The organism is Acidimicrobiales bacterium, assembly GCA_036270875.1.
GTDB lineage: Bacteria > Actinomycetota > Acidimicrobiia > Acidimicrobiales > AC-9 > AC-9.
The window spans coordinates 1-19,152 of record DATBBR010000132.1 but is presented as its reverse complement, the minus strand read 5'-3'; the positions used below and the strand labels follow the sequence as shown (position 1 = coordinate 19,152).

22 protein-coding genes are annotated in these 19,152 nt (G+C 68.3%); 10 read left to right on the top strand and 12 right to left on the bottom strand.

What is annotated here, in order from left to right; translation table 11 throughout:
• Both VH112_12995 and VH112_12990 read right to left on the bottom strand, forming a co-directional pair.
• Window positions 1-1,335: molybdopterin-dependent oxidoreductase (locus VH112_12995; GenBank protein HEX4541150.1), on the bottom strand; the 1,335-nt coding region annotated here is incomplete at its 3' end.
• A gap of 61 nt (window positions 1,336-1,396) precedes the next feature.
• Window positions 1,397-2,047 carry a hypothetical protein gene (locus VH112_12990; GenBank protein ID HEX4541149.1) on the bottom strand — a complete coding sequence of 217 codons (651 nt, stop codon included), beginning with the start codon at window positions 2,045-2,047 and terminating at the stop codon, window positions 1,397-1,399.
• 230 nt (window positions 2,048-2,277) lie between these two features.
• Between VH112_12990 and VH112_12985 the strand changes: the two genes are divergently transcribed.
• The 3 genes from VH112_12985 (at window position 2,278) to VH112_12975 (ending at window position 4,354) form a co-directional block, all read left to right on the top strand.
• Window positions 2,278-3,435, top strand: a complete 1,158-nt coding sequence (locus VH112_12985; GenBank protein ID HEX4541148.1) for a glycosyltransferase — start codon at window positions 2,278-2,280, stop codon at window positions 3,433-3,435.
• A 153-nt stretch (window positions 3,436-3,588) separates the two neighbouring features.
• Window positions 3,589-3,783 (top strand): hypothetical protein, encoded by a 195-nt coding sequence (locus VH112_12980; GenBank protein HEX4541147.1) that lies wholly within the window; start codon window positions 3,589-3,591, stop codon window positions 3,781-3,783.
• Between the two features lie 73 nt (window positions 3,784-3,856).
• Window positions 3,857-4,354 (top strand): hypothetical protein, encoded by a 498-nt coding sequence (locus tag VH112_12975; GenBank protein ID HEX4541146.1) that lies wholly within the window; start codon window positions 3,857-3,859, stop codon window positions 4,352-4,354.
• Window positions 4,355-4,392: 38 nt separating this feature from the next.
• Here VH112_12975 and VH112_12970 read toward each other — a convergent pair whose 3' ends face one another.
• From VH112_12970 to VH112_12955, 4 genes are all read right to left on the bottom strand, one after another.
• Window positions 4,393-4,689 (bottom strand): hypothetical protein, encoded by a 297-nt coding sequence (locus tag VH112_12970; GenBank protein HEX4541145.1) that lies wholly within the window; start codon window positions 4,687-4,689, stop codon window positions 4,393-4,395.
• Between the two features lie 459 nt (window positions 4,690-5,148).
• A complete protein-coding gene (locus VH112_12965; GenBank protein HEX4541144.1) occupies window positions 5,149-6,036 on the bottom strand; it encodes a TIGR03620 family F420-dependent LLM class oxidoreductase in 888 nt (295 codons plus the stop codon).
• 10 nt (window positions 6,037-6,046) lie between these two features.
• Window positions 6,047-7,438: an alkaline phosphatase family protein gene (locus VH112_12960; protein ID HEX4541143.1), complete on the bottom strand. Its 1,392-nt coding sequence runs from the start codon at window positions 7,436-7,438 to the stop codon at window positions 6,047-6,049.
• A 312-nt stretch (window positions 7,439-7,750) separates the two neighbouring features.
• Window positions 7,751-7,918 (bottom strand): hypothetical protein, encoded by a 168-nt coding sequence (locus VH112_12955; protein HEX4541142.1) that lies wholly within the window; start codon window positions 7,916-7,918, stop codon window positions 7,751-7,753.
• A 57-nt stretch (window positions 7,919-7,975) separates the two neighbouring features.
• Between VH112_12955 and VH112_12950 the strand changes: the two genes are divergently transcribed.
• Window positions 7,976-8,473 (top strand): helix-turn-helix domain-containing protein, encoded by a 498-nt coding sequence (locus tag VH112_12950; protein HEX4541141.1) that lies wholly within the window; start codon window positions 7,976-7,978, stop codon window positions 8,471-8,473.
• A gap of 95 nt (window positions 8,474-8,568) precedes the next feature.
• On the opposite strand, the gene VH112_12945 is transcribed toward VH112_12950, so the two are convergent.
• Together VH112_12945 and VH112_12940 are read right to left on the bottom strand one after the other, a co-directional pair.
• A complete protein-coding gene (locus VH112_12945) occupies window positions 8,569-9,252 on the bottom strand; it encodes a hypothetical protein (protein HEX4541140.1) in 684 nt (227 codons plus the stop codon).
• A gap of 46 nt (window positions 9,253-9,298) precedes the next feature.
• Window positions 9,299-10,660, bottom strand: coding sequence for an NAD(P)/FAD-dependent oxidoreductase (locus tag VH112_12940; GenBank protein ID HEX4541139.1), 1,362 nt, complete (start codon window positions 10,658-10,660; stop codon window positions 9,299-9,301).
• A 158-nt stretch (window positions 10,661-10,818) separates the two neighbouring features.
• Here VH112_12940 and VH112_12935 point away from each other — a divergent pair, with 158 nt between their 5' ends.
• Both VH112_12935 and VH112_12930 read left to right on the top strand, forming a co-directional pair.
• Window positions 10,819-11,565 carry a carbonic anhydrase gene (locus tag VH112_12935; GenBank protein HEX4541138.1) on the top strand — a complete coding sequence of 249 codons (747 nt, stop codon included), beginning with the start codon at window positions 10,819-10,821 and terminating at the stop codon, window positions 11,563-11,565.
• Window positions 11,566-11,625: 60 nt separating this feature from the next.
• Window positions 11,626-11,781, top strand: a complete 156-nt coding sequence (locus tag VH112_12930; protein ID HEX4541137.1) for a hypothetical protein — start codon at window positions 11,626-11,628, stop codon at window positions 11,779-11,781.
• A 17-nt stretch (window positions 11,782-11,798) separates the two neighbouring features.
• Here the strand turns inward: VH112_12930 and VH112_12925 are convergent, their stop codons facing one another.
• Both VH112_12925 and VH112_12920 read right to left on the bottom strand, forming a co-directional pair.
• Window positions 11,799-12,767 carry a TIM44-like domain-containing protein gene (locus VH112_12925; GenBank protein ID HEX4541136.1) on the bottom strand — a complete coding sequence of 323 codons (969 nt, stop codon included), beginning with the start codon at window positions 12,765-12,767 and terminating at the stop codon, window positions 11,799-11,801.
• A 19-nt stretch (window positions 12,768-12,786) separates the two neighbouring features.
• Entirely contained in the window at window positions 12,787-13,407 is a 621-nt protein-coding gene (locus VH112_12920) for a hypothetical protein (protein HEX4541135.1), read from the bottom strand.
• Window positions 13,408-13,726: 319 nt separating this feature from the next.
• Here VH112_12920 and VH112_12915 point away from each other — a divergent pair, with 319 nt between their 5' ends.
• A complete protein-coding gene (locus tag VH112_12915; protein HEX4541134.1) occupies window positions 13,727-14,674 on the top strand; it encodes a hypothetical protein in 948 nt (315 codons plus the stop codon).
• On the opposite strand, the gene VH112_12910 is transcribed toward VH112_12915, so the two are convergent.
• A complete protein-coding gene (locus VH112_12910) occupies window positions 14,590-15,579 on the bottom strand; it encodes a sulfotransferase (protein ID HEX4541133.1) in 990 nt (329 codons plus the stop codon). The genes VH112_12915 and VH112_12910 overlap by 85 nt on opposite strands.
• Window positions 15,580-15,680: 101 nt before the next feature.
• Here VH112_12910 and VH112_12905 point away from each other — a divergent pair, with 101 nt between their 5' ends.
• The 3 genes from VH112_12905 to VH112_12895 all read left to right on the top strand — a co-directional run bounded on the left by VH112_12905 (window position 15,681) and on the right by VH112_12895 (window position 18,097).
• A complete protein-coding gene (locus tag VH112_12905; protein ID HEX4541132.1) occupies window positions 15,681-17,150 on the top strand; it encodes an AlkA N-terminal domain-containing protein in 1,470 nt (489 codons plus the stop codon).
• On the top strand, window positions 17,143-17,640 hold the full coding sequence (locus VH112_12900; GenBank protein HEX4541131.1) for a methylated-DNA--[protein]-cysteine S-methyltransferase: 498 nt from the start codon (window positions 17,143-17,145) through the stop codon (window positions 17,638-17,640). Before VH112_12905 ends, VH112_12900 begins: the two co-directional genes overlap by 8 nt.
• A 103-nt stretch (window positions 17,641-17,743) precedes the next feature.
• Entirely contained in the window at window positions 17,744-18,097 is a 354-nt protein-coding gene (locus VH112_12895) for a cupin domain-containing protein (protein ID HEX4541130.1), read from the top strand.
• 15 nt (window positions 18,098-18,112) lie between these two features.
• Here VH112_12895 and VH112_12890 read toward each other — a convergent pair.
• Window positions 18,113-19,152: amino acid permease (locus tag VH112_12890; GenBank protein HEX4541129.1), on the bottom strand; the 1,040-nt coding region annotated here is incomplete at its 5' end.

Sequence of the window (19,152 nt, the reverse complement as noted above, 5' to 3'; positions counted from 1 at the left end):
CCATCCGAGGCTGTACACGAAGGCGGTCGTGCGGTCGCGGCCCGAGTTCTCGGTGACGAGCTGGCACACCCGTTCGAACTGATCCTGAGGTACGCCGCATACCTGCTCGACGATGTCCGGGGTGTACCGGGCGAAGTGCCGCTTCAGCACCTGTAGGACACAGCGCGGATGCTGCAGCGTGGGGTCGGTGTCCGGCCTGGGATGGGCGGCGGCGCCGCCCGAGCCGTGGGCCTCGCCGCGGCCGGCCTGACGCAGCATTCCACGGATGCGGTGTCGTTCGGCTTCGAGCAGGTCGCGCTCACCGCTGGCGGCTTTGACCTCTTCACCCTGGTAGCGCCAGGTCTCGAAGTCATAGAAACGGTGCTCACGGTTGAGGCCGGAGAACACTCCGTCGAGATCCTCGGTGTCGGCGTAGTCCTCGGTGAGGATCGTGGAGGCGTTCGTATAGGAGAGGACGTAGTCCTTGAAGTACTTGTCATGGCTGAGCACGTAGTTGATCAATCCGCCAACGAAGGCGATGTCGGCGCCAGCTCGGAGGGGCACGTACAGATCGGAGAGCGCGCTCGTGCGGGTGAAGCGAGGATCGACGTGGATCAGCGTTGCCCCTCTGGCCTTGGCCTCCATCACCCACTGGAACCCGACCGGATGGCACTCGGCCATATTGGAGCCCTCGATCAGGATGCAGTCAGCGTTCTGCAGGTCCTGCTGGAAGGTGGTGGCCCCTCCACGGCCGAAGCTGGTCCCCAGACCGGGGACCGTGGCGGAGTGTCATATGCGGGCCTGGTTCTCGATCTGGATGGCACCGAGCGCCGTGAACAGCTTCTTGATGAGGTAGTTCTCCTCGTTGTCCAGGGTGGCCCCGCCGAGGCTGGCGACACCGAGCGTCCGGCGAGTACGAGCCCCATCGACCTGCCATTGCCATCCCGCCTGCCTCGCCGCGATGACCCGGTCGGCGATCATGTCCATGGCCGTGTCCAGGTCCAGGTCCTCCCACTCCGTGCCGAAGGGTCGCCGGTACCTCACCCGGTACTGGCGCGCGTCACCCGTCGTGAGCTGCAGGCTGGCCGACCCCTTCGGGCAGAGCCGGCCACGGCTGACTGGGGAGTCTGGGTCGCCTTCGATCTGCGTGACCCGACCGTCCTCGACGAAGACCTCCTGACCGCAGCCGACCGCGCAGTAGGGACAGACCGACTTGACCACCTTGTCGGCGCGCCGAACCCTGGGCTCCAGTGCGTCGCTGCGCTTGCTCTTGACCGCGGCGCCAAGGCCCAGCACGTCGCGTTGCGCCAGCTGGCGGTAGACCGACCACGACTCAAGCCAGTTGCGAGCGCCCATCGGCATCCCCGGGTGACGATTCGGCTGACCGGGAGCCTACCCCTCTCGGGAGCAGGCGCGGTCATCCGCCGTGGTGGCCGTGTCCACTCGTCGCCAGGTAGGCGCCCACTCGGCCGAGCAACCACCAGCCCAGGAGGGCGCCCGTCACCAGACTGGCCACCAGCGTCCATCGGCGGGCAGCGGCCCTGGGCCAACGGCGTCCGGGCCGCCCGATCCAGTCCTTGAAAGCGAGGCGGCCGGTCTCGGCCAGGTGGCCAAGAACGTGGATCGTCATGACGCCGAACCACAGGACGAAGCTGGCCTTGTGTACGAGGAGCAGGCGCTGCCGCCAAGGGTCCGCGACGAAGAGGAGCCCCACGCCGCTGGCGAGGACGACCACCGTGAGCACGACCACCAAGGGTCCGAGCAGGCGCAGCGCCCAAGCCGGCGGCCCCTTGCGGCGGTAGGCCGGGGCTCCCTGGTAGTAGCGGAGGAACCGGTACAACGTGCTGCCAGTCTTCAGGGCCACCGGAGGGATCAGCAGCATGCCCACGAAGACGTGCGGGCTGAGCAGCGGCCGGATCGACAGGATCGTGACCCCCTCGACAGCCAGGAGGGCGATCAGCACGGCGGCGTTCGACGAGGTGAGGCGGGCATTTCCCTCGACGCCGGGGTCGGCGATCTCCTGGCCTGGGCCCTGGGTCTTCGGCGAGGCCGACCGTTCTCTCGTCATCGATATCGGTGCCGTCGTGCGCCGAGCCGTCCGGGCAAGGGTCCACGCTTCGGAAGAGGATCGGGACCAGACACCACCACAAGTTACGCGGGCTTCCCGACGCCAACATGAAGGTCGGGCGAGGACCCGACGGGTGATGGAAGATTTCCGGCTGGGCTGGCCCTCGACAGAGGCCCTGCGCCGCTGACGGCCTGCAAAGATGGACCTCGGGCCAGCAGGGAGGATCTCGAGTGAAGGTGCTCGTCGTGTGCGTTCCGGGGCCCGGGCACGTAAACCCGCTGTTGCCTCTCGTCGAGGCGTTCCGGGCCGGAGGCGACCGGGTCGTGGTGGCCGCCGGTGACGATCCCGGCGGTGTAGTGACGCGATCGGGCGCCGAGTTCCGCAGGGCCGGACACAGCGAGATGGACTGGTTCGGCGTGCTCGACTCACGCACCCGCGGGTCCCCAGGCGACGGTCTGGCGCCGGAGCGGATCAATCACTACTTCTATCCCCGGTTGTTCGGAGAGGTCGCGGCCACCGACATGATCGACGATGTGCTGGCCTGCGGCCGCGACCTGGAACCGGATGTCGTGGTGTTCGAGACTTACGCTCTCGCCGGCCCACTGGCCGCCGATCTCCTCGGCGTGCCCGGCGTCCACCACCACATCAGCCCGATGCTTCCCCACGAGGTCCTGCAGCTCGCCGACGACGCCGTTTCCCCACTGTGGCGATCATTCGGGCGGGACACACCCGGCTACGCCGGCGCATACAGGGGCGTGACCATCGAAGTGACCCCGCCATCGCTCGAGCGTCAGCAGATCCCTTCCGGTGAGTCGCTAGCGCTGCGGCCCGTGCGGCTTCCGCTTCTGCCACTCACGCCGTCGACTCCGCCCGTAGTGTACGTGACGCTCGGCACCTTCTTTGGCGCCAACGCCGATGTGTTTCGCGCCGTGCTTGACGGCTTGGCTGAGGAGCCTGTCGAGATGGTGGTCACGGTCGGTGCCGACCAAGATCCTGCCCGTCTGGGCCCAACGCCCAAGAACGCGCAGGTGGAGCGATTCGTTCCCCAAGCCGACCTCTTGCCTGCGTGCTCGGCGGTGGTCCATCACGGTGGCTCGGGCACCCTCTTCGGGTCGCTCGCGCACGCACTGCCTCAGGTGGTCGTTCCCCAAGGCGCCGACAACTTCGTCAACGCGCATCTGCTCGCCCGCTCCGGCGCCGGAAGGACCCTCCGCCCCGGGGAGGTAGCCCCGGAATCAGTTCGTCAAGCACTTCGCTTGGTCCTTGACGACGAGTCCTACAGGGACGCTGCACGCCTCATCGCAGGCGAGATCGGCGTCATGCCTGGTCCGCATGACGTGGCCCAGACGCTGCGGGAGCGGTTCAGCGGCGCCCCGGTCGACCGCTGAATACGACCGGGAGCGATGCCGATGCCACATCCGAGAGGCAGAGGAGCACGTGCCCTGCCGAACACGGGCCCCTTCGCCTTTTGACCGTCTCGGCGTCTTGGTCTAAGCAATCCGGCCACGGGAGGGGGCCTCCTAGCAAGCAAAGGACAAGCAGTGACCGACCTCGTCATCACCGCCACCATCGCCGCCGGCCTGTTCTCAGGCGCGGTCCTCATGGCTTACGACCTGTACTCGACCGTCGTCTGGCGCCGTCAGTTCGCCCCCGAGTCCCAGCGGGTTCAGCCGGAGCCGACTACCGATGGCGTAGACGTTTTTCCTGTCCCGAGCGTGGAGGCCGTCTCGCCCTGAATGACCTGGCCGCGGGAGGACTTACGCCTGGGTCCTCGTCAGCGGGCCCCTCCCGCCTGGCAGGATTCGCGCCATGAGCGGCTACCAGGCGGACCGTTGGTTTGAGTTCAGCGTTGCCGTGGCCGGCGCTGGCGCCGCGCTGGCAGGCCTGCTCTTCGTCGCTCTATCGATCAACCTCAAGGACATCCTCGAAGGCAACCGGCTCACCGAGCGAGCCGCCCACACGCTGATCCTGCTCGGCGCGGCCCTCGTGATCCCGTTACTGGTGTTGATCCCCGGGCAAGGCGAACAAGCACTCGGCGGGGAGCTCGTGGCTGTTGGAGTCCTCACGGGATTGTTCTTGGCAGTGCTCGACCGGCCATGGCGACGAGCGCCAGAACAGACCCTTGGGTCGTGGGCCATCACTATTGCCACACCCGCGCTCGCCCTCTCCCTTTCAGCCGTCCTGGCCGGAGTCGGAACGATCACCGAGATGCTCGGCGGCCTGTACTGGCTGCCCGTCGGCCTGATCGCGGCGTTCGTGGGCGCTCTGCTCAACGCCTGGGTGCTCCTCGTCGAGATCCTTCGTTGAATCGCGATCGTCCCCAGATGGACGAGTTCCCTTTGGCGTCAATCACCGACCGGGATCGCGTGGCCCGGTGAAGCCAGGACCACCACGTCGGCCCATGAGTAGTCAGGTTCCTTGGCGAGCAGCATCGGAGTCAGCTTGGAGGCGAACTCCTCCATCTTGCCGTGCTCATCCGGGGCTGAGTCTTCCCAGAGAGGATGAAGGACGCGGGCAAGCTCGTGCGCCACAACCTCGCCAAGCTTGTCCCCGCCGGAAAGGAGGGAGGGGTCGACCACGATCCCGTCGTCGGCCAGGAAGGGCAGAGCAAGACCGGCCACGCCGACGTCGAGCATGGGCATGGTGAAGGCTCGAACCGGACGCTCCCTATGTCGGCCGAGCTCGACTGCGAGCGAGGCCAGCTGGCTAGGAAGTCCAACGTCGACCAACCTTGGCCACGACCGCTCGACCAGCTGCGTCCAACCAAGCCCGGATAGTTGAAAGCCGTTCATCAGATCCTCAACGCCCCAACGAGCTAGTGAGTGCGGCACTGCCCGATCGATGGTTGTAAATCGAGTGATCGTGTCCAGGGACCATCGAGACCGTGACCGCACGCCGACCTATCAGGCTCCGGCGGCGCCCACTGGTACATGGTGGCCGCCAAGCCTTGCCACTCCAGGATTCGTGATGAACGGCCTTCTTCCCTTTTTCGTCCGTCGCTGGATGGCGTAGGGGCCCGTCGCTGTATCGCGGCCATGAAACGCCGCGGGGAGCCGAACAACGGCCTTGCCCCGCCGCGGTGATGAGAGCGCGGCCCCGCTCTAGAGGTTCGCCAGGACCCGAGCGACGGCATCGAGCCCGTCGAGGGAGGCTCGCCCGGTGTTGTCGAGGGGCTGGACGAGCACGTGGTCGGCCCCGGCGTCCAGGTGAGCCCGCACGCGGCTCGAGACGGCGTCGGCCGCCCCATGGGCGACGATCTCGTCGACCAACCGGTCGCTTCCCCCGCGCTCGAGATCGCCTGATTCGAATCCGAGCCGTCGCAGGTTCGACACGTAGTTCGGCAGGCGCAGGTAGAGGGAGAGGTAGGCGCGGGCTCCTTCGCGAGCCGGCGCCCCAGTCGTGAGAAGGACCGCCTGCTCGGGCACCAGGAGGCGGTCAGCACCGAGCTCCTGGCGGGCGATGGCGGTGTGCTGGGGCGGCACCAGATAGGGGTGGGCACCGGCGGTCCGGTCCCGAGCCAAGCCCAGCATGGCAGGACCGAGGGCGGCGATCACCCGGGGTGGGTCCTCGGGGGGTCCGGTGGGATCGAGCTCCTCCAGGTAGCGGCGCATGGTGGCCAGCGGACGTTCGTACACGCGACCCAGAGACTCGACGAGAGGCGCGTGGCTGACGCCGAGGCCAAGGACGAACCGGCGGGGGAACCTGTGGGCGAGTCCTTCGGCGGCGGCGCGCATGTCTGCCGGCGCGCGGCTCCAGATGTTGGCGATGCCGGTGGCGACGACGAGATGCGCCGTGCCCTCGAGGTACGAGGCCAGTCGATCGAAGGCGTCGGGCTCGGCGTTGCCGCCGCCGATCCAGAGCGAGCCGAATCCCTGTTCCTCCACCCGGGCGGCGATCTGTCGTCGCTCTTCCGCATTCCCTCCGAGCGGCGGGATCCACACCCCGACTCGACCGAGGCGGCGGCGCCAGTCGTCGAGAGCAGTGGTCACGGTGCTCGTCTCACGGTCCGGCTGTGACTGAGCCGGGCGGCGGGATCGTGCCGGGGCCGGCCTTGGAACACTGGAGCGCCGCTTGCGTATCACCCGATGCGGCCAGTGGTGGGAGCTGCGGAAAGGTAGGCCGGCCTCGGCGCATCGCCCCTAGGTCGAGGAAGTCGGTCATGTCGTTGGCGTTGGCATCTCGGTAGGTCATGGCCGGCAGGTTCCATTTGCGCTCCAGCATCGCCGCGATCGAGGTGTGATCGTGGATGATGCTCGTGACCGCGCCCCTGCGGGCATAGGGCGACACGACGATTGCCGGCACCCGGAACCCGTATCGGCGGAACCCGTCGTAGCTCGATTCGCCGGGCTGGACCATCGGCGGGATGGCGTCGGGCGCCAGCGCCGGGGGAGGGGGTACGTGGTCGTAGTATCCACCGTGCTCGTCCCACGTGACCACGAGCAGCACCTTGCGCCACGTCGGGCCCGACCCGATGGCTTGCACCACCTTGGCCAGAACGCCCTCGCCCAGCACGATGTTCTGCGGGTTCTCCTGGGACTGGGTCCCGTAATCAGGGTCCAGCAGGCTGAAGCCGGGGAGGGTGCCGGCGCTGGCGTCGGCGAAGAACTGATCGAACGGCTTCACCTTCTGGGACTCGGACGCGCTGTCATTGGCGGGGTAGAGGTCGGGCGTGGCGCCCGTCGGGTAGCTGGCGCAGTAGTTTGCCCAGCTGACGCCGTGCAGATCGAGACGGTTGAAGATGGTCCCGTTTGCCGGTAAGCCCAAGGCGGCGTCAGGCACCGCGTTGCCTGGTCCCGTCCCGATGTCGTCGGTCATCCCCGACGAGGTGCCGGCGATGAGATAGCGCCGGTTGGGATCCGTTTGCGCCATCACCGAGCTGAACCAGCGGTCGGCGATCGGGAAGGTTGAGGCCAGGCTGTAGGTGAAAGGCAGGTCGTCTCCAGTCCAGTAGCCCATTGCGACCCCTCCGACGATGTCGGAGGTGAAGGGGTCGATCGGGGTGCGAACGAAGCCGTCCATCCGCCCGCCGTCGTAGGCGTTGTGGCTGGCCGCCCACTCCTGGCTCGGCCGCGAGGGGAGCTGGCAGGTCGTCGGCATGCGGAAGGCATGCTGGATGCGGCCGTCGGGGTATGGGTTGGCGGCCGTCGGGCGACCTTGGTTGTCCAACCTGAAGCCGTCTCCCTTCCGACGTTGTCCTCGGCCCCGGCCGAGCATCCCCAAGAAATTGTCGTAGGAGTGGTTCTCCAGCATCAGGGCCACGACGTGCTGGATCTGGGGCATGGTGTCGGTGCCAGCAGGCAGCAGCGCATCCGGCAGCGAGTCCGGGGTGCGAAGCGTGCTTCGACCCAGGGCTCGCAGTGCCTCAGCCTCCCACGGGTCTGGAGACGGCACCGGAGGGCTTGACGCTCGCCCGATGCGTGGGATGGCGAGGACGACGAGTGATCCGGTCGCTCCGACCAGAAACCGCCGTCGGCTCAGGGCCGGCGTCGTCCCGCTCGTCGCGGAGGGCTCCGACCGCGGAACGCTTGTCATGTTGGGTTGTTCGCCGCAGAAGCCGTCCTTCCTCTAGCGACAGCTCGTCACCTGCCCCGGTTCGATGGCCCCGTGGCGCCAACCGGGCCGACTTCGAACCCTCGGTGAACTCTGGCACAACAGCAAGTGACTGGCTGAGCTCAGTCGGTCGCGTTGGCGAGGCCGCCAGCTTCACACACGGTCTGTACTTGGCCTGGGCTGCGCAACGACGTTCTGGAGCCGCACCTCGCCGTGGGCGACGAGCCGACCCGACTCGTCGGTGATATCGACCCGCCACAGCTGCTGAGTGCGACCTTGGTGGAGGGCCACCCCGTCAACCTTCACGGTCCCGGCGGTCATGGCACTGAGTCTACCTAGTGCGTCCTATCACGCAACCCTCCGGGTATGCTTGGTCGCGTGCAGAGGACCAGCTTTGAAGATGTCAACTGCTCGATCGCCCAGTGTCTCGAGGTCGTCGGGGAGTGGTGGAGCCTGCTCGTCGTCCGGGACGCCTTCTTGGGGGTGGCCCGTTTCGACGACTTCCAGGCCCGCTTGGGGATCTCCCGCAATATCCTCAATCAGCGGCTGAACCACCTGGTTGACAACGGCGTTCTCAAGCGAGTGCCCTACCAGGACCACCCGCCGCGGTCTGAGTACCGCCTCACCGACAAGGGTCGGGATCTGTGGCACCTAGTAACGGCCATGCGCCAGTGGGGCGACCGGTGGGCCGCACCCGCGGGTCCGCCCGTGAAGGTCAGGCATACCGGATGTGGACGCGTCGTCGACGTCCTGCCAGTGTGCTCTCACTGCGGTGACCTCCTTGACGCCCGTGCCCTCACCGCCATACCCGGGCCGGGGGCACTGGACGGCGACTTGGACCGCACCCGGCTGGCCCGTACCGGGTCTCCGACGTGACCGCTATGACGAATGGTCTGGATACTGTGTTCTCGGGAGTGAGCCGGGGACGGGCACCTGCTCCTCCCCAGCGGTAGCCCTACAGTCCGCAGGGCCTACGGGCCAGAGCCCTGAGGGGATTGGCCGTCCCCGTCGCCAGGGACCACCAGCTCCCGGACGGGATCAGGTAGGTCCAGCCAGTCACGGCTACGGGCGTCCTCCGCGTCCTCGACCGCCTGGCCGTGGACGGCATACGCTTCACGTAGACCAGCCGAGCGCTCCTCGGTGGCACGGGCGATCGCCCTGGAGCGGACCGACTCAGCCTCGCCAACCGCACCGTCGCGACTGCTCGCGCTCGCCGCATTGACCTCGGCCGCCTGTGCGGCGGCTCGGTGTGCAGCCTGGAGGGCGGTGTTGCTTGCCTCAGAAGCGGACTCGATGGCCTCACGGGCCTTGGTCTCGGCAGCCCGTACCTCGTCTTGGTAGCGCTGCTCGGCAGACCGGAACGCTCGGTCGCGGTCCTCCTCGGCGGCTCGAACCGTTTCCACATGAAGACTGGAGATCCTCCGGAGTGCCTCGGCACGAGCGGTTGTCGCCCTCCGGGTGGCTTCGGCGCGGGCGATTGTTGCCCGGGCCAGCGCCTCGGCATGATCTGCGGCGCTCGTGGCGCCGGCCACCTCGGCCGACAGCTCCTCGTGATCCGCCGGGGTCTCCGGGCCGAGACGGCCGTCCTGGCCTCCCGCCTCAGGGCGGTGCGGTTCGAGATCCCTGCGTTCCGGACCATTGCGTTCGTCACTCACCCCACCAGAATGCCCGCTGGGATCGGATCGTGCGGCAACGGCCGCCTCAGACCTCGGGTCGGGAGTTGTCCGGCGGGGCGGGCGCCGCCGCGGGCGGAGAACCAGCGGCCTCAGTGATCAGGCGCGCCCCACGGCCGCGGGTGAAGAAGCTGTAGGCCCAGCGGAGCAGGACGATGATCCGGTTCTCGAAGCCGATCAGGTAGAAGAGATGCACGGCCAGCCACGTGACCCAGGCCACGAAGCCGCTGAGACGAACCCCGCCGACATCGGCCACCGCTCGTGCCCGGCCTATGGTCGCCAATGTGCCCTTGTCGCGGTAGTGGAAGGGTGGCGTCGACCGTCCATCCACGCGATCTCTGATGAGGCGGCCGGCGTACCGGCCCTCTTGCATCGCCACGGGGGCCAGCCCGGGGAAGACCCGCGGCTCGCCCGTCCCTGCGTCACGGACGCGCACCATGTCGCCGATCGCCAGCACCTCGGGGTGGCCGGGAAGCGTCAGGTCCGGCTCGACTGTCACTCGCCCGGCGTTGTCGACCCCGGCGCCGCTGGCGTCACCGAGGGCCGCAGCGAGGGGCGAGGCCATGACGCCCGCCGCCCAGACCACAGTCCTCGTCGCATGGTGGGCCGTCGTCCCGTCGGTCGCCTTGATCTCAACGCCGTCGGGTCGCACGTCCACCACGGTATGACCCGTCAGGACGGTGACGCCGAGATGCTCGAGCGAGCGCTCGGCACGGCGTGAGAGCGACGGGGTGAAGGCGGGAAGCACGCGGTCGGCCATCTCGACCAACAGGACCCGCCCAGCTCGAGGGTCACTCTGGCGGAACTCGCCTGGAAGCGTGTCGTTGGCCAGCTCAGCGATCTGACCGGCCATCTCCACTCCGGTGGGCCCGCCACCAATCACGACGAAGGTCAGCCACCTCGCCCTTGCCTTGGGATCGGTCTCCAGCTCGGCGGCCTCGAAGGCCTGGAGGATCCGCCCTCGGACCTGGAGCGCACTGTCGAGCGACTTGACCTCCAGCGCCAGGGTGCGCCAGTCCTCGTGGCCGAAGTAGGCGTAGCTCGAGCCACCGGCGACGACCAGTGTGTCGTACGGGATCGTCTGGCGAGGCAGGCCAGCAACCGAGGGCTCGACGGCGAGCTCCCGTCGAGCGAGGTCGAACCCCGCCACCTCACCCAACAGGACCCGCACGCGACCATCACCGCGGAAGATCCGGCGCAGGGGCACGGCGATCTCGCCAGGCGACAACGACCCCGTCGCCACCTGGTAGCTCAGCGGCTGGAAGAGGTGGTAGTTGTGCCGGTCGACGAGCGTGACGTCGACGTTGGCTCTGCTGAGAGCCTTGGCCGCCTGGAGGCCGCCGAACCCTCCACCGACGACGACACAGCGGCCACCATCGGCTGCGGGCATGTCCCCAGTCTCGAACGGCAACCCCCGCCGGTCAAGCCGGCGGTCGGGACGAGCCATCGTCCCCCTTTGGCCCGACAGCACCGCGTACACTGCCGACTGGAAGTCGCCTCTGACCGGTCGGTGGGGGGTCGTCAGTGCGATCAGTGGGGAGGCTGGACGTGGACGAGCTGCGCGCCGATCGAATCTCGAGGCGTTCGCTGGTGCGATCGGGGTTGGCTGCCGCCGGGGGTGTCGCGGCAGCGAGCGCGCTGGCCGCGTGCGGGTCGTCGAGCTCGAGCTCAGCGGCCTCGACGACCACAACGGTGCCGGTAACCAATGGCGACCAAGCTCTTCAACGGCTGCTGGACGGCAACCGTCGATTCGTCCAGGGGGTGCCGGTCAACCAGGGACGAGACAGCGTGCGACGTGCTGAGGTAGCCGAGCACCAGACGCCATTCGCCATCATCGTCGGGTGCGCTGACTCGCGCGTGCCGCCCGAGGTGCTGTTCGACGAGGGAATCGGTGATCTCTTTCTCGTGCGAGTCGCCGGCAACACTGCCAACGCGCCGGCTCTCCTCGGCAGCGTCGAGTACGGGGCGGCCGTTCTCGGCTCGGTGCTGGTGATGGTGCTGGGGCACGAGAGCTGCGGCGCGGTCAAAGCGACGATCGATCACGTCCAGAAGGGCACGCAGCAGCCGGGCCAGATCGAGGCCTTCCTCGATCCCATCATTCCCGCCGTCCAGGCGGTCCAGGGTCAGCCGGCGAACCAGTTGATGGATGCTGCCGTCCAGCAGAACGTCCGCCTCCAGGTCCAGCAGCTGAGCGCCTCGACCCCATTGCTCGCGCCATCGGTGTCCTCCGGGAAGCTCAAGGTCGTCGGCGCCGAATACCACCCGACGACCGGCCAGGTCCAGCTGGTGAGCTGACTACCAACCGAACGGTGAGCCCGCCACGCCTGACTGCCGTCGCCGCGGGATAGTGGGACCGTGACCGGCAATCAGCGGATCGTCTTGGGCCTTCTCGTCGCCGCGCTGCTCGTCGGCCTCGGCTTCGCCGCTGGGGGATCTCTGGGAGAGATCGCACTCGTGTGGCTCGTACCGGTAGCGCTGCTCACGCTGTTGGTCCTGATTCGTCGCCGGTAGCAAGTCCAGCGTGGGGATTAGCCGGCGACGTGCTGGGCCTGGCCAGCGCGGAGGACAATCCAATTGGCGTCGCCACCGCTGACCGACGCTTTGCAGTTCTTGCAGACTCCGGCAATGTCGACGTCGAGCGGTGCACCGCAGTTCGGGCACCGTTGTCCCTGGCCGCTCCCGCCGTCGGTGGTGGCCTGGCTCGATCGCTGGAAGACCCAATCCTGCTCCCAGAACGCCATCTGGTGGTTGCCTCGCACGACCCGGCCCGATGCCGCGTCGATGTCATAGTTGGCGGAAGCAGCGCGGAAGCGAACCGTTAGCTGGTCGCGACCGTCCTCGCTCTCTGCTGCCAGGATCGTGGCCTTGGCGACCGTCAGGTTCTCGAGCACATTGCGCCGTCCGGCGCTGCGGTAGCTCTCCATCTCGGTCTTCTGACGCTGCCAGGCCTCCTCTGCCATCACCGGCTGGCTCAGCTCCGGTCGCTGCTGGCTCCACGCTTCCTCCACAGCGAAGAAACATCGTTCGGCCGTGGCGAGGAATGCGTCCTCGTCGAAGCCGGGGTCGTGCGCATGTACGGCGGCGAGCCCGGAGGCAACGGCGTCGGTCTGAGCCACGTGACGGGTGGGCGTCGGCCCCATCGTGGGGGACCCTGGCGACGGCCAGCCCTGATCGTTGGATGCCAGCCATCCGGGCGCCGTCGCCGGGTGTTTCGACCGGCGGTGACCCACGATGACGAAGATGAGCACGAGCACGATGATGGGCACGAGGATGAACAGCACGCCGAAGCCGCCACCACCGCTGCCGCCGCCGCTGCTGAATCCTCCGCCACCAACGAACGTATGACTACCGCCGCTGCTGAAATGGCTTCCGCCGCTGCTGCTGCTGTGGCCGCCGCCACCACCGATACCTCCGCCCGCCCGGGCGAGAAATGGCGCAAAGGTGAGGAACATCGTCACGCGCTCCTCCTCCCCCTCGTGTAGTCGTTGGGTCCGCATTGTCGCATCCCCGACCACGTCACGACGATGAGATCGTCTCCCCGAGATCGCCCTTGAGCCGCTGGCTGGCAGCACTCGCCGCTGACGCGTCGGCCACGGCGTTCGAGAGCCATTGCGCCATCGACGACACGCTCTGACCGCCGATGGACCTGAGGTCTCCCGAGACGGTTGCCAGCTCGGCTTCGAGGGCGTTCACGTCCCCCCGCATCGACGCCGGCCACCTCAGGTGGACGAGGTCATGGTCGACCTGGTCGACCGTGTCGGCGAACTGCACGGCCGGTCGGATCAGGGCCTCGGCCGAGGCGGTCGAGGCGGTCGAGGCGGCGACCATCTTGTTCGCCTGCGCCCTCCACGTGCGTTCGGCGTTCTCATAGCGGGCGACGAGGGGCCCGTACCCGCGCCCGGTGGCGCTGAGGTCTGCCGAACGGGGGGCGGCGCCGCGGGACTGCGTCGGGTCTCCACTGACGGCGCCACCGCTCACCGTGAGGACCACGATGACCACAACCAGGACGCCGATGCCTGCCAGGCCAGCGGCCGCCAACGACCAGCGCTGCCGGCGCCCGGTCGAAGTGAGAGAAGGTGCGGCCCACGACGGCGGGTCGAGCGGCAGCACGCCGCGTGCCTGCGCCGTCACTGCCATCCCGTTCCCCCCTCCGCGTCATTGCTGGGCCGAAATGCCGCAGCTGGTGGATTTGTGCGACGACGTCACTATGGGCCCAAGTCCTGACGAAATGCTGACCGGTATCTGACGAAATGCTGACGACGAGAGATCCGCACGCTCCCGGGTGGCCGTCCTGTAATCTTTACTATTATGATGGAATTAGTCGGTTTCTGGGACGGCCATCTGCAGGCGATGCCACGGCAGTCGACGAAGTGACGACCGCGCCGATCGGCTCGTCGCACCCTGACTCCCGGGGCGCCGCACTGGCTGCAACGGGGGCACGGCTTCGGCCTTCGTCATGGCTGTGATCGGATCGCAGGGCCCCCTCGCCGGGCTGCTGCCCCGCCCCGGTGCGCAGGCAGGCTCGATCGTGGCCGAGGCGCCGGGCGACGGCCCTGGCTACTGGGCGGGCGGGCCGAGCGCGGCGTGGGTCGACGGGACCTTCTGGCTCGCCTACCGGCTGCGCCGTCCGGTCGGCGCCGGGCGGGGGTACGCCAATGTCGTGGCCCGTTCGGCCGATGGCGAACGCTTCGAGACCGTCGCCGTCATCACCAGTGAGCAGATGTCCTGCGCCTCGCTGGAGCGGCCCGCCCTCGTGCCGACGCACGACGGCACATGGCGCCTGTATGTGAGTTGCTCCACCCCTGGCTCACTCCATTGGCGGGTAGAAGTCCTCGAAGCGGACGACCCGGCGGGACTCCCGCACGGACGCCGAACCACTGTCCTGGCGGGGGACGACGCCACGGCGTGGAAGGACCCGGTGATCACCTGTCGGGACGGTGTCTGGCACATGTGGGTCTGTCGCCACTGCACGGAGGTGCCGGCTGACGGCGACCGCATGGACACGTGGTACGGGACGAGCACGGATGGGATCGCCTGGTCGCTCGAGGGGGTCGCCATGCGCGGACGACCAGGCCGATGGGACCAGCGGGGGGCGCGGATCACCGCGGTCGTGCCGGTCGACGGCGGCTATGCGGCGTACTACGACGGGCGCCCGACAGCGGACGACAACTGGGCTGAGCAGACTGGGATCGCCTTCGGCACGAGCCCGTCGCGCTTCGAGCCCGTCGGCAACGAGCCCTGGGCAACCCCGCAGGGGGGAGTGGGCGCCCTGCGTTACCTGAGCATCGTCCCCCTCCCGCGCGGCGGACGGCGCGTCTACTACGAGATCGCCCGACCCGACGGCCCCCACGACTTACGTACCGAGTACGTGCCCCGGCCGGGGCTGGCGAGCCAGTCCTCGTAGCTTTCGCCCGTCAGGCGCTCGAGACGCCGGACGTCTTCGGTGAACAGGGCCCCCAAGCGCTGACGGTCCTCGGGAGGAAGGTCCGGACGGTCGCCGCGTCGGCGGTGGAGGGTAGCGAGCACTGGTGCACTGGCCCGGCGCCACACCCGCGGAGGGAAGCATCGTCCGATCTCGGCACCGGCGCGCACGACCGACTGGAGCACCGAGTTGACCCGCGTCGGCTCGACCCAGGTCGAGACGTTCTGCGAGGGCGCCTCGGAGATGAGCCCGGTGCGCACCCCGAGGAACTCACAGATGCGGTCGAGCGTCCGGTCGTGCTCGTCGACGAGGTCCCGGTAGCGCAGAAGATGCACCTGCGCCGGCGGGAACCACCGGTAGAGATCTTCCAGCTGCTCGCCGTATCGGCCCAGCTCGAGGTAGCGCCAGAAGGGCGCCCAACCCTTTGCGATCCGCTCCGGCTCGGCCAGGCAGGCGTCTACGAAGCTCGCCTCGGGCTCGAGGCCGTCGCACCACAGGTGCGTCCAGTTGCTGTAGGCGCGGTCCACAGGATCCCGCAAGACGGCGATGAGCTTGACCTCGGGGACCAGTGCCCTCATGCGCCGATGCGCCTCCCGGTCCCAGAGGTAGAACGGCGTGCTCTCGCCTTTCGCGGCGCCTGCGGGGGCCGAGGCGAACAAGCTCTCATAGCGGTCGCGGGCCCAGATCCACTCTCGCACGCTGTGCGCATCACCCGGCCCTCGCTGAGCCTGGGGCGGCCCATCGCACATGAAGAACTTCGGTTCCTTCACGGGCGACAGGTACAGGTCCGGATGTTGGGCCAGAGCGGCGTGCAGGGCCGTGGACCCTGCCTTCGGCGCTCCAATGATCAGGAAGTCGGGGAGGCCCGACCCAGCGGGAGCCCACATCCTTCATCATGTTCGTGGACTCGGTGGACTTCGTCAAGCTCTCGTTCCTAGCTGTCCGATACCCGCTAGCGACCGGCGTCTGCCGCTGTCAGGCTTCGTGCGTGATCCCGGAACCCGATCAGTGCTACCGCGCGGTCACGAGTCGCGACGCCCGCTTCGACGGCTGGTTCTTCACCGCCGTCACCTCGACGGGCATCTACTGCCGTCCCAGCTGTCCCGCCCGCACACCCAAGCGGTCCAACGTCGCCTTCTTCACGACCGCGGCGGCGGCCCAACTGGCGGGATTCCGCGCCTGCAAACGATGTCGCCCAGAGGCCACGCCGGGGTCGCCGGAGTGGAACAGCCGCGCTGATCTCGTGGCTCGGGCCATGCGCCTCATCGCCGACGGGATAGTCGACCGGGAAGGTGTGACGGGGCTCGCCCGACGGCTCAGCTACAGCGAGCGACACCTCAACCGGCTCCTGCTCGCCGAGGTGGGTGCCGGCCCGCTAGCGCTCGCCCGGGCCCAGCGGGCGCATACGGCGCGGGTCCTCATCGAGACGACCGACCTGAGCTTCGCTCATGTCGCCTTCGCGTCCGGGTTCGCCAGCATCCGCCAGTTCAACGACACCATTGGCGCCGTGTTCGCCTCGACCCCGACCAACCTCCGCCGTCGGACGAAGCGGCGAGCCGATCAGTCCGGAGGTGTCGCGCTCCGGCTGTCCTTCCGGAGGCCCCTGCATGTCGAGGCCCTCCTCGGTTTCCTTGGGCCACGAGCGATACCTGGCGTCGAGGAGTATGCGGCCGGTGTCTATCGCCGGACGCTGCGACTGCCCCACGGCGGGGGAGTGGTGGCATTGCGCGACGGCGGCGGCTCTATCGCGTGCCAGCTCCACCTGGACGACTGGCGCGACCTCGGTCCGGCCGTCCAACGCTGTCGCCGGCTCTTGGACCTCGACGCCGATCCGACAGCCGTCGACCATGTGCTCGGTGGTGACCCGGTCCTGGCGCCGTTGGTCGCCGCCCGCCCCGGGCTCCGAATCCCGGGCGCGGTCGAGGGGTTCGAGGTCGCCGTTCGGGCGATCGTCGGCCAGCAGATCTCGGTGGCCGGTGCTCGCACCCTCACGGCCGAGCTCGTCAGGAGGCTGGGAAAGCCGCTGACTGCGGCCGATCGCACCCTCACACATCAGTTTCCTGAGCCCGGCGCCCTCGTCGACGCTGATCCGGCCTCCTTCGGGCTTCCGGCATCGAGGGGGCGCGCCCTGGTCGGGCTTGCTCGCTCGGTTGACGTCGGGGCGCTGGAGCTCGATCCCGGCGCCGATCAGGACGCGACGACCAGGGGCCTCCTCGACCAACCTGGGATCGGCCGCTGGACTGCCGGCTACGTCGCCATGCGGGCGCTCGGCGACCCGGACGTCCTCCTGGAGACCGACGTCGGCACCGTGCGGGCGTGCGGGCACCTCGGGCTTCCTCGCGCGCCGGGTCCCCTGACCCAGCACGCCGAACGATGGCGGCCGTGGCGCTCCTACGGGCTTCAGCACCTTTGGGCGAGCCTCGCTCCCGCACCCAGACGAAAGGAGACCGATGCCTGAGACCATTTGGACGACCGTGTCGAGTCCCGTTGGCGACTTGCTGCTGACCGGCGACGGCTACTCCCTGGATGCCCTCCATCTTTCCGACACCAGGCGACCGTCCGTGGCCCACAACGGTCACCGGCGCGAGGACGACGCCTTCGCCGAGGCCCGGACACAGCTCGTCGAGTACTTCGAGGGCGACCGCACCACATTCGAGCTCTCGCTCACCCCACAGGGAACGCCCTTTCAACTGCGGGTCTGGGACGCGCTCCGCGCCATTCCCTATGCCGCCACCGCGAGCTATGGGGAGGTGGCGGCGGCTATCGGCAGCCCCAGCGCCTCGCGCGCCGTGGGCCTGGCCAACGGCCGCAACCCCATAGCCATCGTCATCCCGTGCCATCGGGTGATCGGCGCCGATGGCAGCCTCGTCGGCTACGGGGGAGGCCTCGATCGCAAGCGCCGCCTGCTCGAGCTCGAGGCCGCAGGTCTTGCCCGTGATCAGCGTTGAAACCAGGGACGGCGCCCGGCACAGTCCCCGATACCGGTTTAAGGTGGGTAGCGGCAGGTTGCCGGTGCCAGAGGGGGGCCGGTGTAAAGGGAGAGGAGCGCCGGTGCTAGGGGCTGAACAAGCATCGTTCGACAAGCCCGACGAGGTCCGTACCTTCGAGAAGGGACGAGTCGACATCATCAACGTCGGCGGGGCCGAGGTCGGTCGCCTCACCTTCGAGCCCGGATGGCGGTGGTCTGAGCACGTGAAGCCGACGGCTGGCACCGACTGGTGCATGGCGCCGCACTTCCAGTACCACGTGTCCGGCATCCATCACATCCTTCTGGCCGACGGCACGGAGTTCGACTGCCACCCCGGTGATGTCGTCGCCCTGCCGACCCCCCACGACGGCTGGGTGGTGGGGGACGAGCCCGTCGTGCTCATCGACTGGTGGGGGATCATCGGCTACGGGAAGTAGCCGTTCGCGGTCCGGCTAGACGGTGGAGTCCGTCCCCTTCGCTTCACTCGCCAGCTGGCTCTGGCTCTCGCGACCGAGACGGCTGTGACCGTAGCCGTAGCCGGCGTAGACGATCGTCCCGATGATGAGCCACACGCCAAAGCGGATCCAGGTCGTCAGCGACAACTTGGTCATGAGCCACAGCGAGAACGCAATGCCTGTGATCGGCACGAACGGCATCCAGGGACAGCGGAAGGTCCTCGGCAACTGGGGCGCGCGGTATCGCAACACGACAACCGCTCCGGACACCACCATGAATGCGACCAGGATGCCGATGTTGGTCAGCTCGGCCACCTGCAAGATCGGCACGAAGCCGCTGATGCCCGCGGCCACGATGCCGATGATCCAGGTCGGCCGGTGGGGAACAGCGTTGCGGTTGGTCTGCGCGAACCAGCCTGGTAGCAGACCGTCGCGGCTGATGGCGTACCACACCCGCGAGGCGCCGAGGGCGACCGAGAACATCACGGTGATGATGCCGACGACGGCGCCGATGGCAACGACCCGGGCCACTTGAGTTTGACCGACGACTTGGAACGCCGTCGCGAACGCGCTCTTGGTGTTGATCTTCCGGTAGTGCTGCATCCCGGTGAGGACGGTGGCCGCGACCAGGTAGAGAGCTGTCGCGACCCCCAGGGACAGCAGGATGGCCTTGGGCAGCACCCGCTGGGCGTCCCTCGATTCCTCGGCCGCGGTGCTCATGGCATCGAAGCCGAACATGGCAAAGAACACCGTCGCCGCGCCGGTCACGGCGCCTCCGAACCCGTAGGGAAGGTACGGAGCGAAGTTGCCGGTCTTGACGTAGAAGGCGCCGACCACGACCACCATGACGACGATGGCGATCTTCACGACGACCAGGACGGACTCGGCCCGCACGCTCGAGCGGATGCCCCGGTTCAGTAGGTAGGCGACCAGCAGGCACAGCACCACGGCGAACAGCTCCACCTTGTGCCCGTGGCCGGTCGACGGCGCGCCGAGCATCCACGATGGCAAGTGGAGGCCGAAGCTCGTCAGGAAGC

Bases quoted from the DNA above. Each gene is read 5' to 3' on its own strand.
- VH112_12940 (HEX4541139.1), bottom strand. From the start codon at position 10,660: ATGCCCGCAGCCGATGGTGGCCGCTGTGTCGTCGTCGGTGGAGGGTTC.
- VH112_12955 (HEX4541142.1), bottom strand. From the start codon at position 7,918: ATGACCGCCGGGACCGTGAAGGTTGACGGGGTGGCCCTCCACCAAGGT.
- VH112_12975 (HEX4541146.1), top strand. From the start codon at position 3,857: ATGAGCGGCTACCAGGCGGACCGTTGGTTTGAGTTCAGCGTTGCCGTG.
- VH112_12900 (HEX4541131.1), top strand. From the start codon at position 17,143: ATGCCTGAGACCATTTGGACGACCGTGTCGAGTCCCGTTGGCGACTTG.
- VH112_12910 (HEX4541133.1), bottom strand. From the start codon at position 15,579: ATGTGGGCTCCCGCTGGGTCGGGCCTCCCCGACTTCCTGATCATTGGA.
- VH112_12920 (HEX4541135.1), bottom strand. From the start codon at position 13,407: ATGGCAGTGACGGCGCAGGCACGCGGCGTGCTGCCGCTCGACCCGCCG.
- VH112_12925 (HEX4541136.1), bottom strand. From the start codon at position 12,767: ATGCGGACCCAACGACTACACGAGGGGGAGGAGGAGCGCGTGACGATG.
- VH112_12990 (HEX4541149.1), bottom strand. From the start codon at position 2,047: ATGACGAGAGAACGGTCGGCCTCGCCGAAGACCCAGGGCCCAGGCCAG.
- VH112_12970 (HEX4541145.1), bottom strand. From the start codon at position 4,689: ATGCCCATGCTCGACGTCGGCGTGGCCGGTCTTGCTCTGCCCTTCCTG.
- VH112_12915 (HEX4541134.1), top strand. From the start codon at position 13,727: ATGGCTGTGATCGGATCGCAGGGCCCCCTCGCCGGGCTGCTGCCCCGC.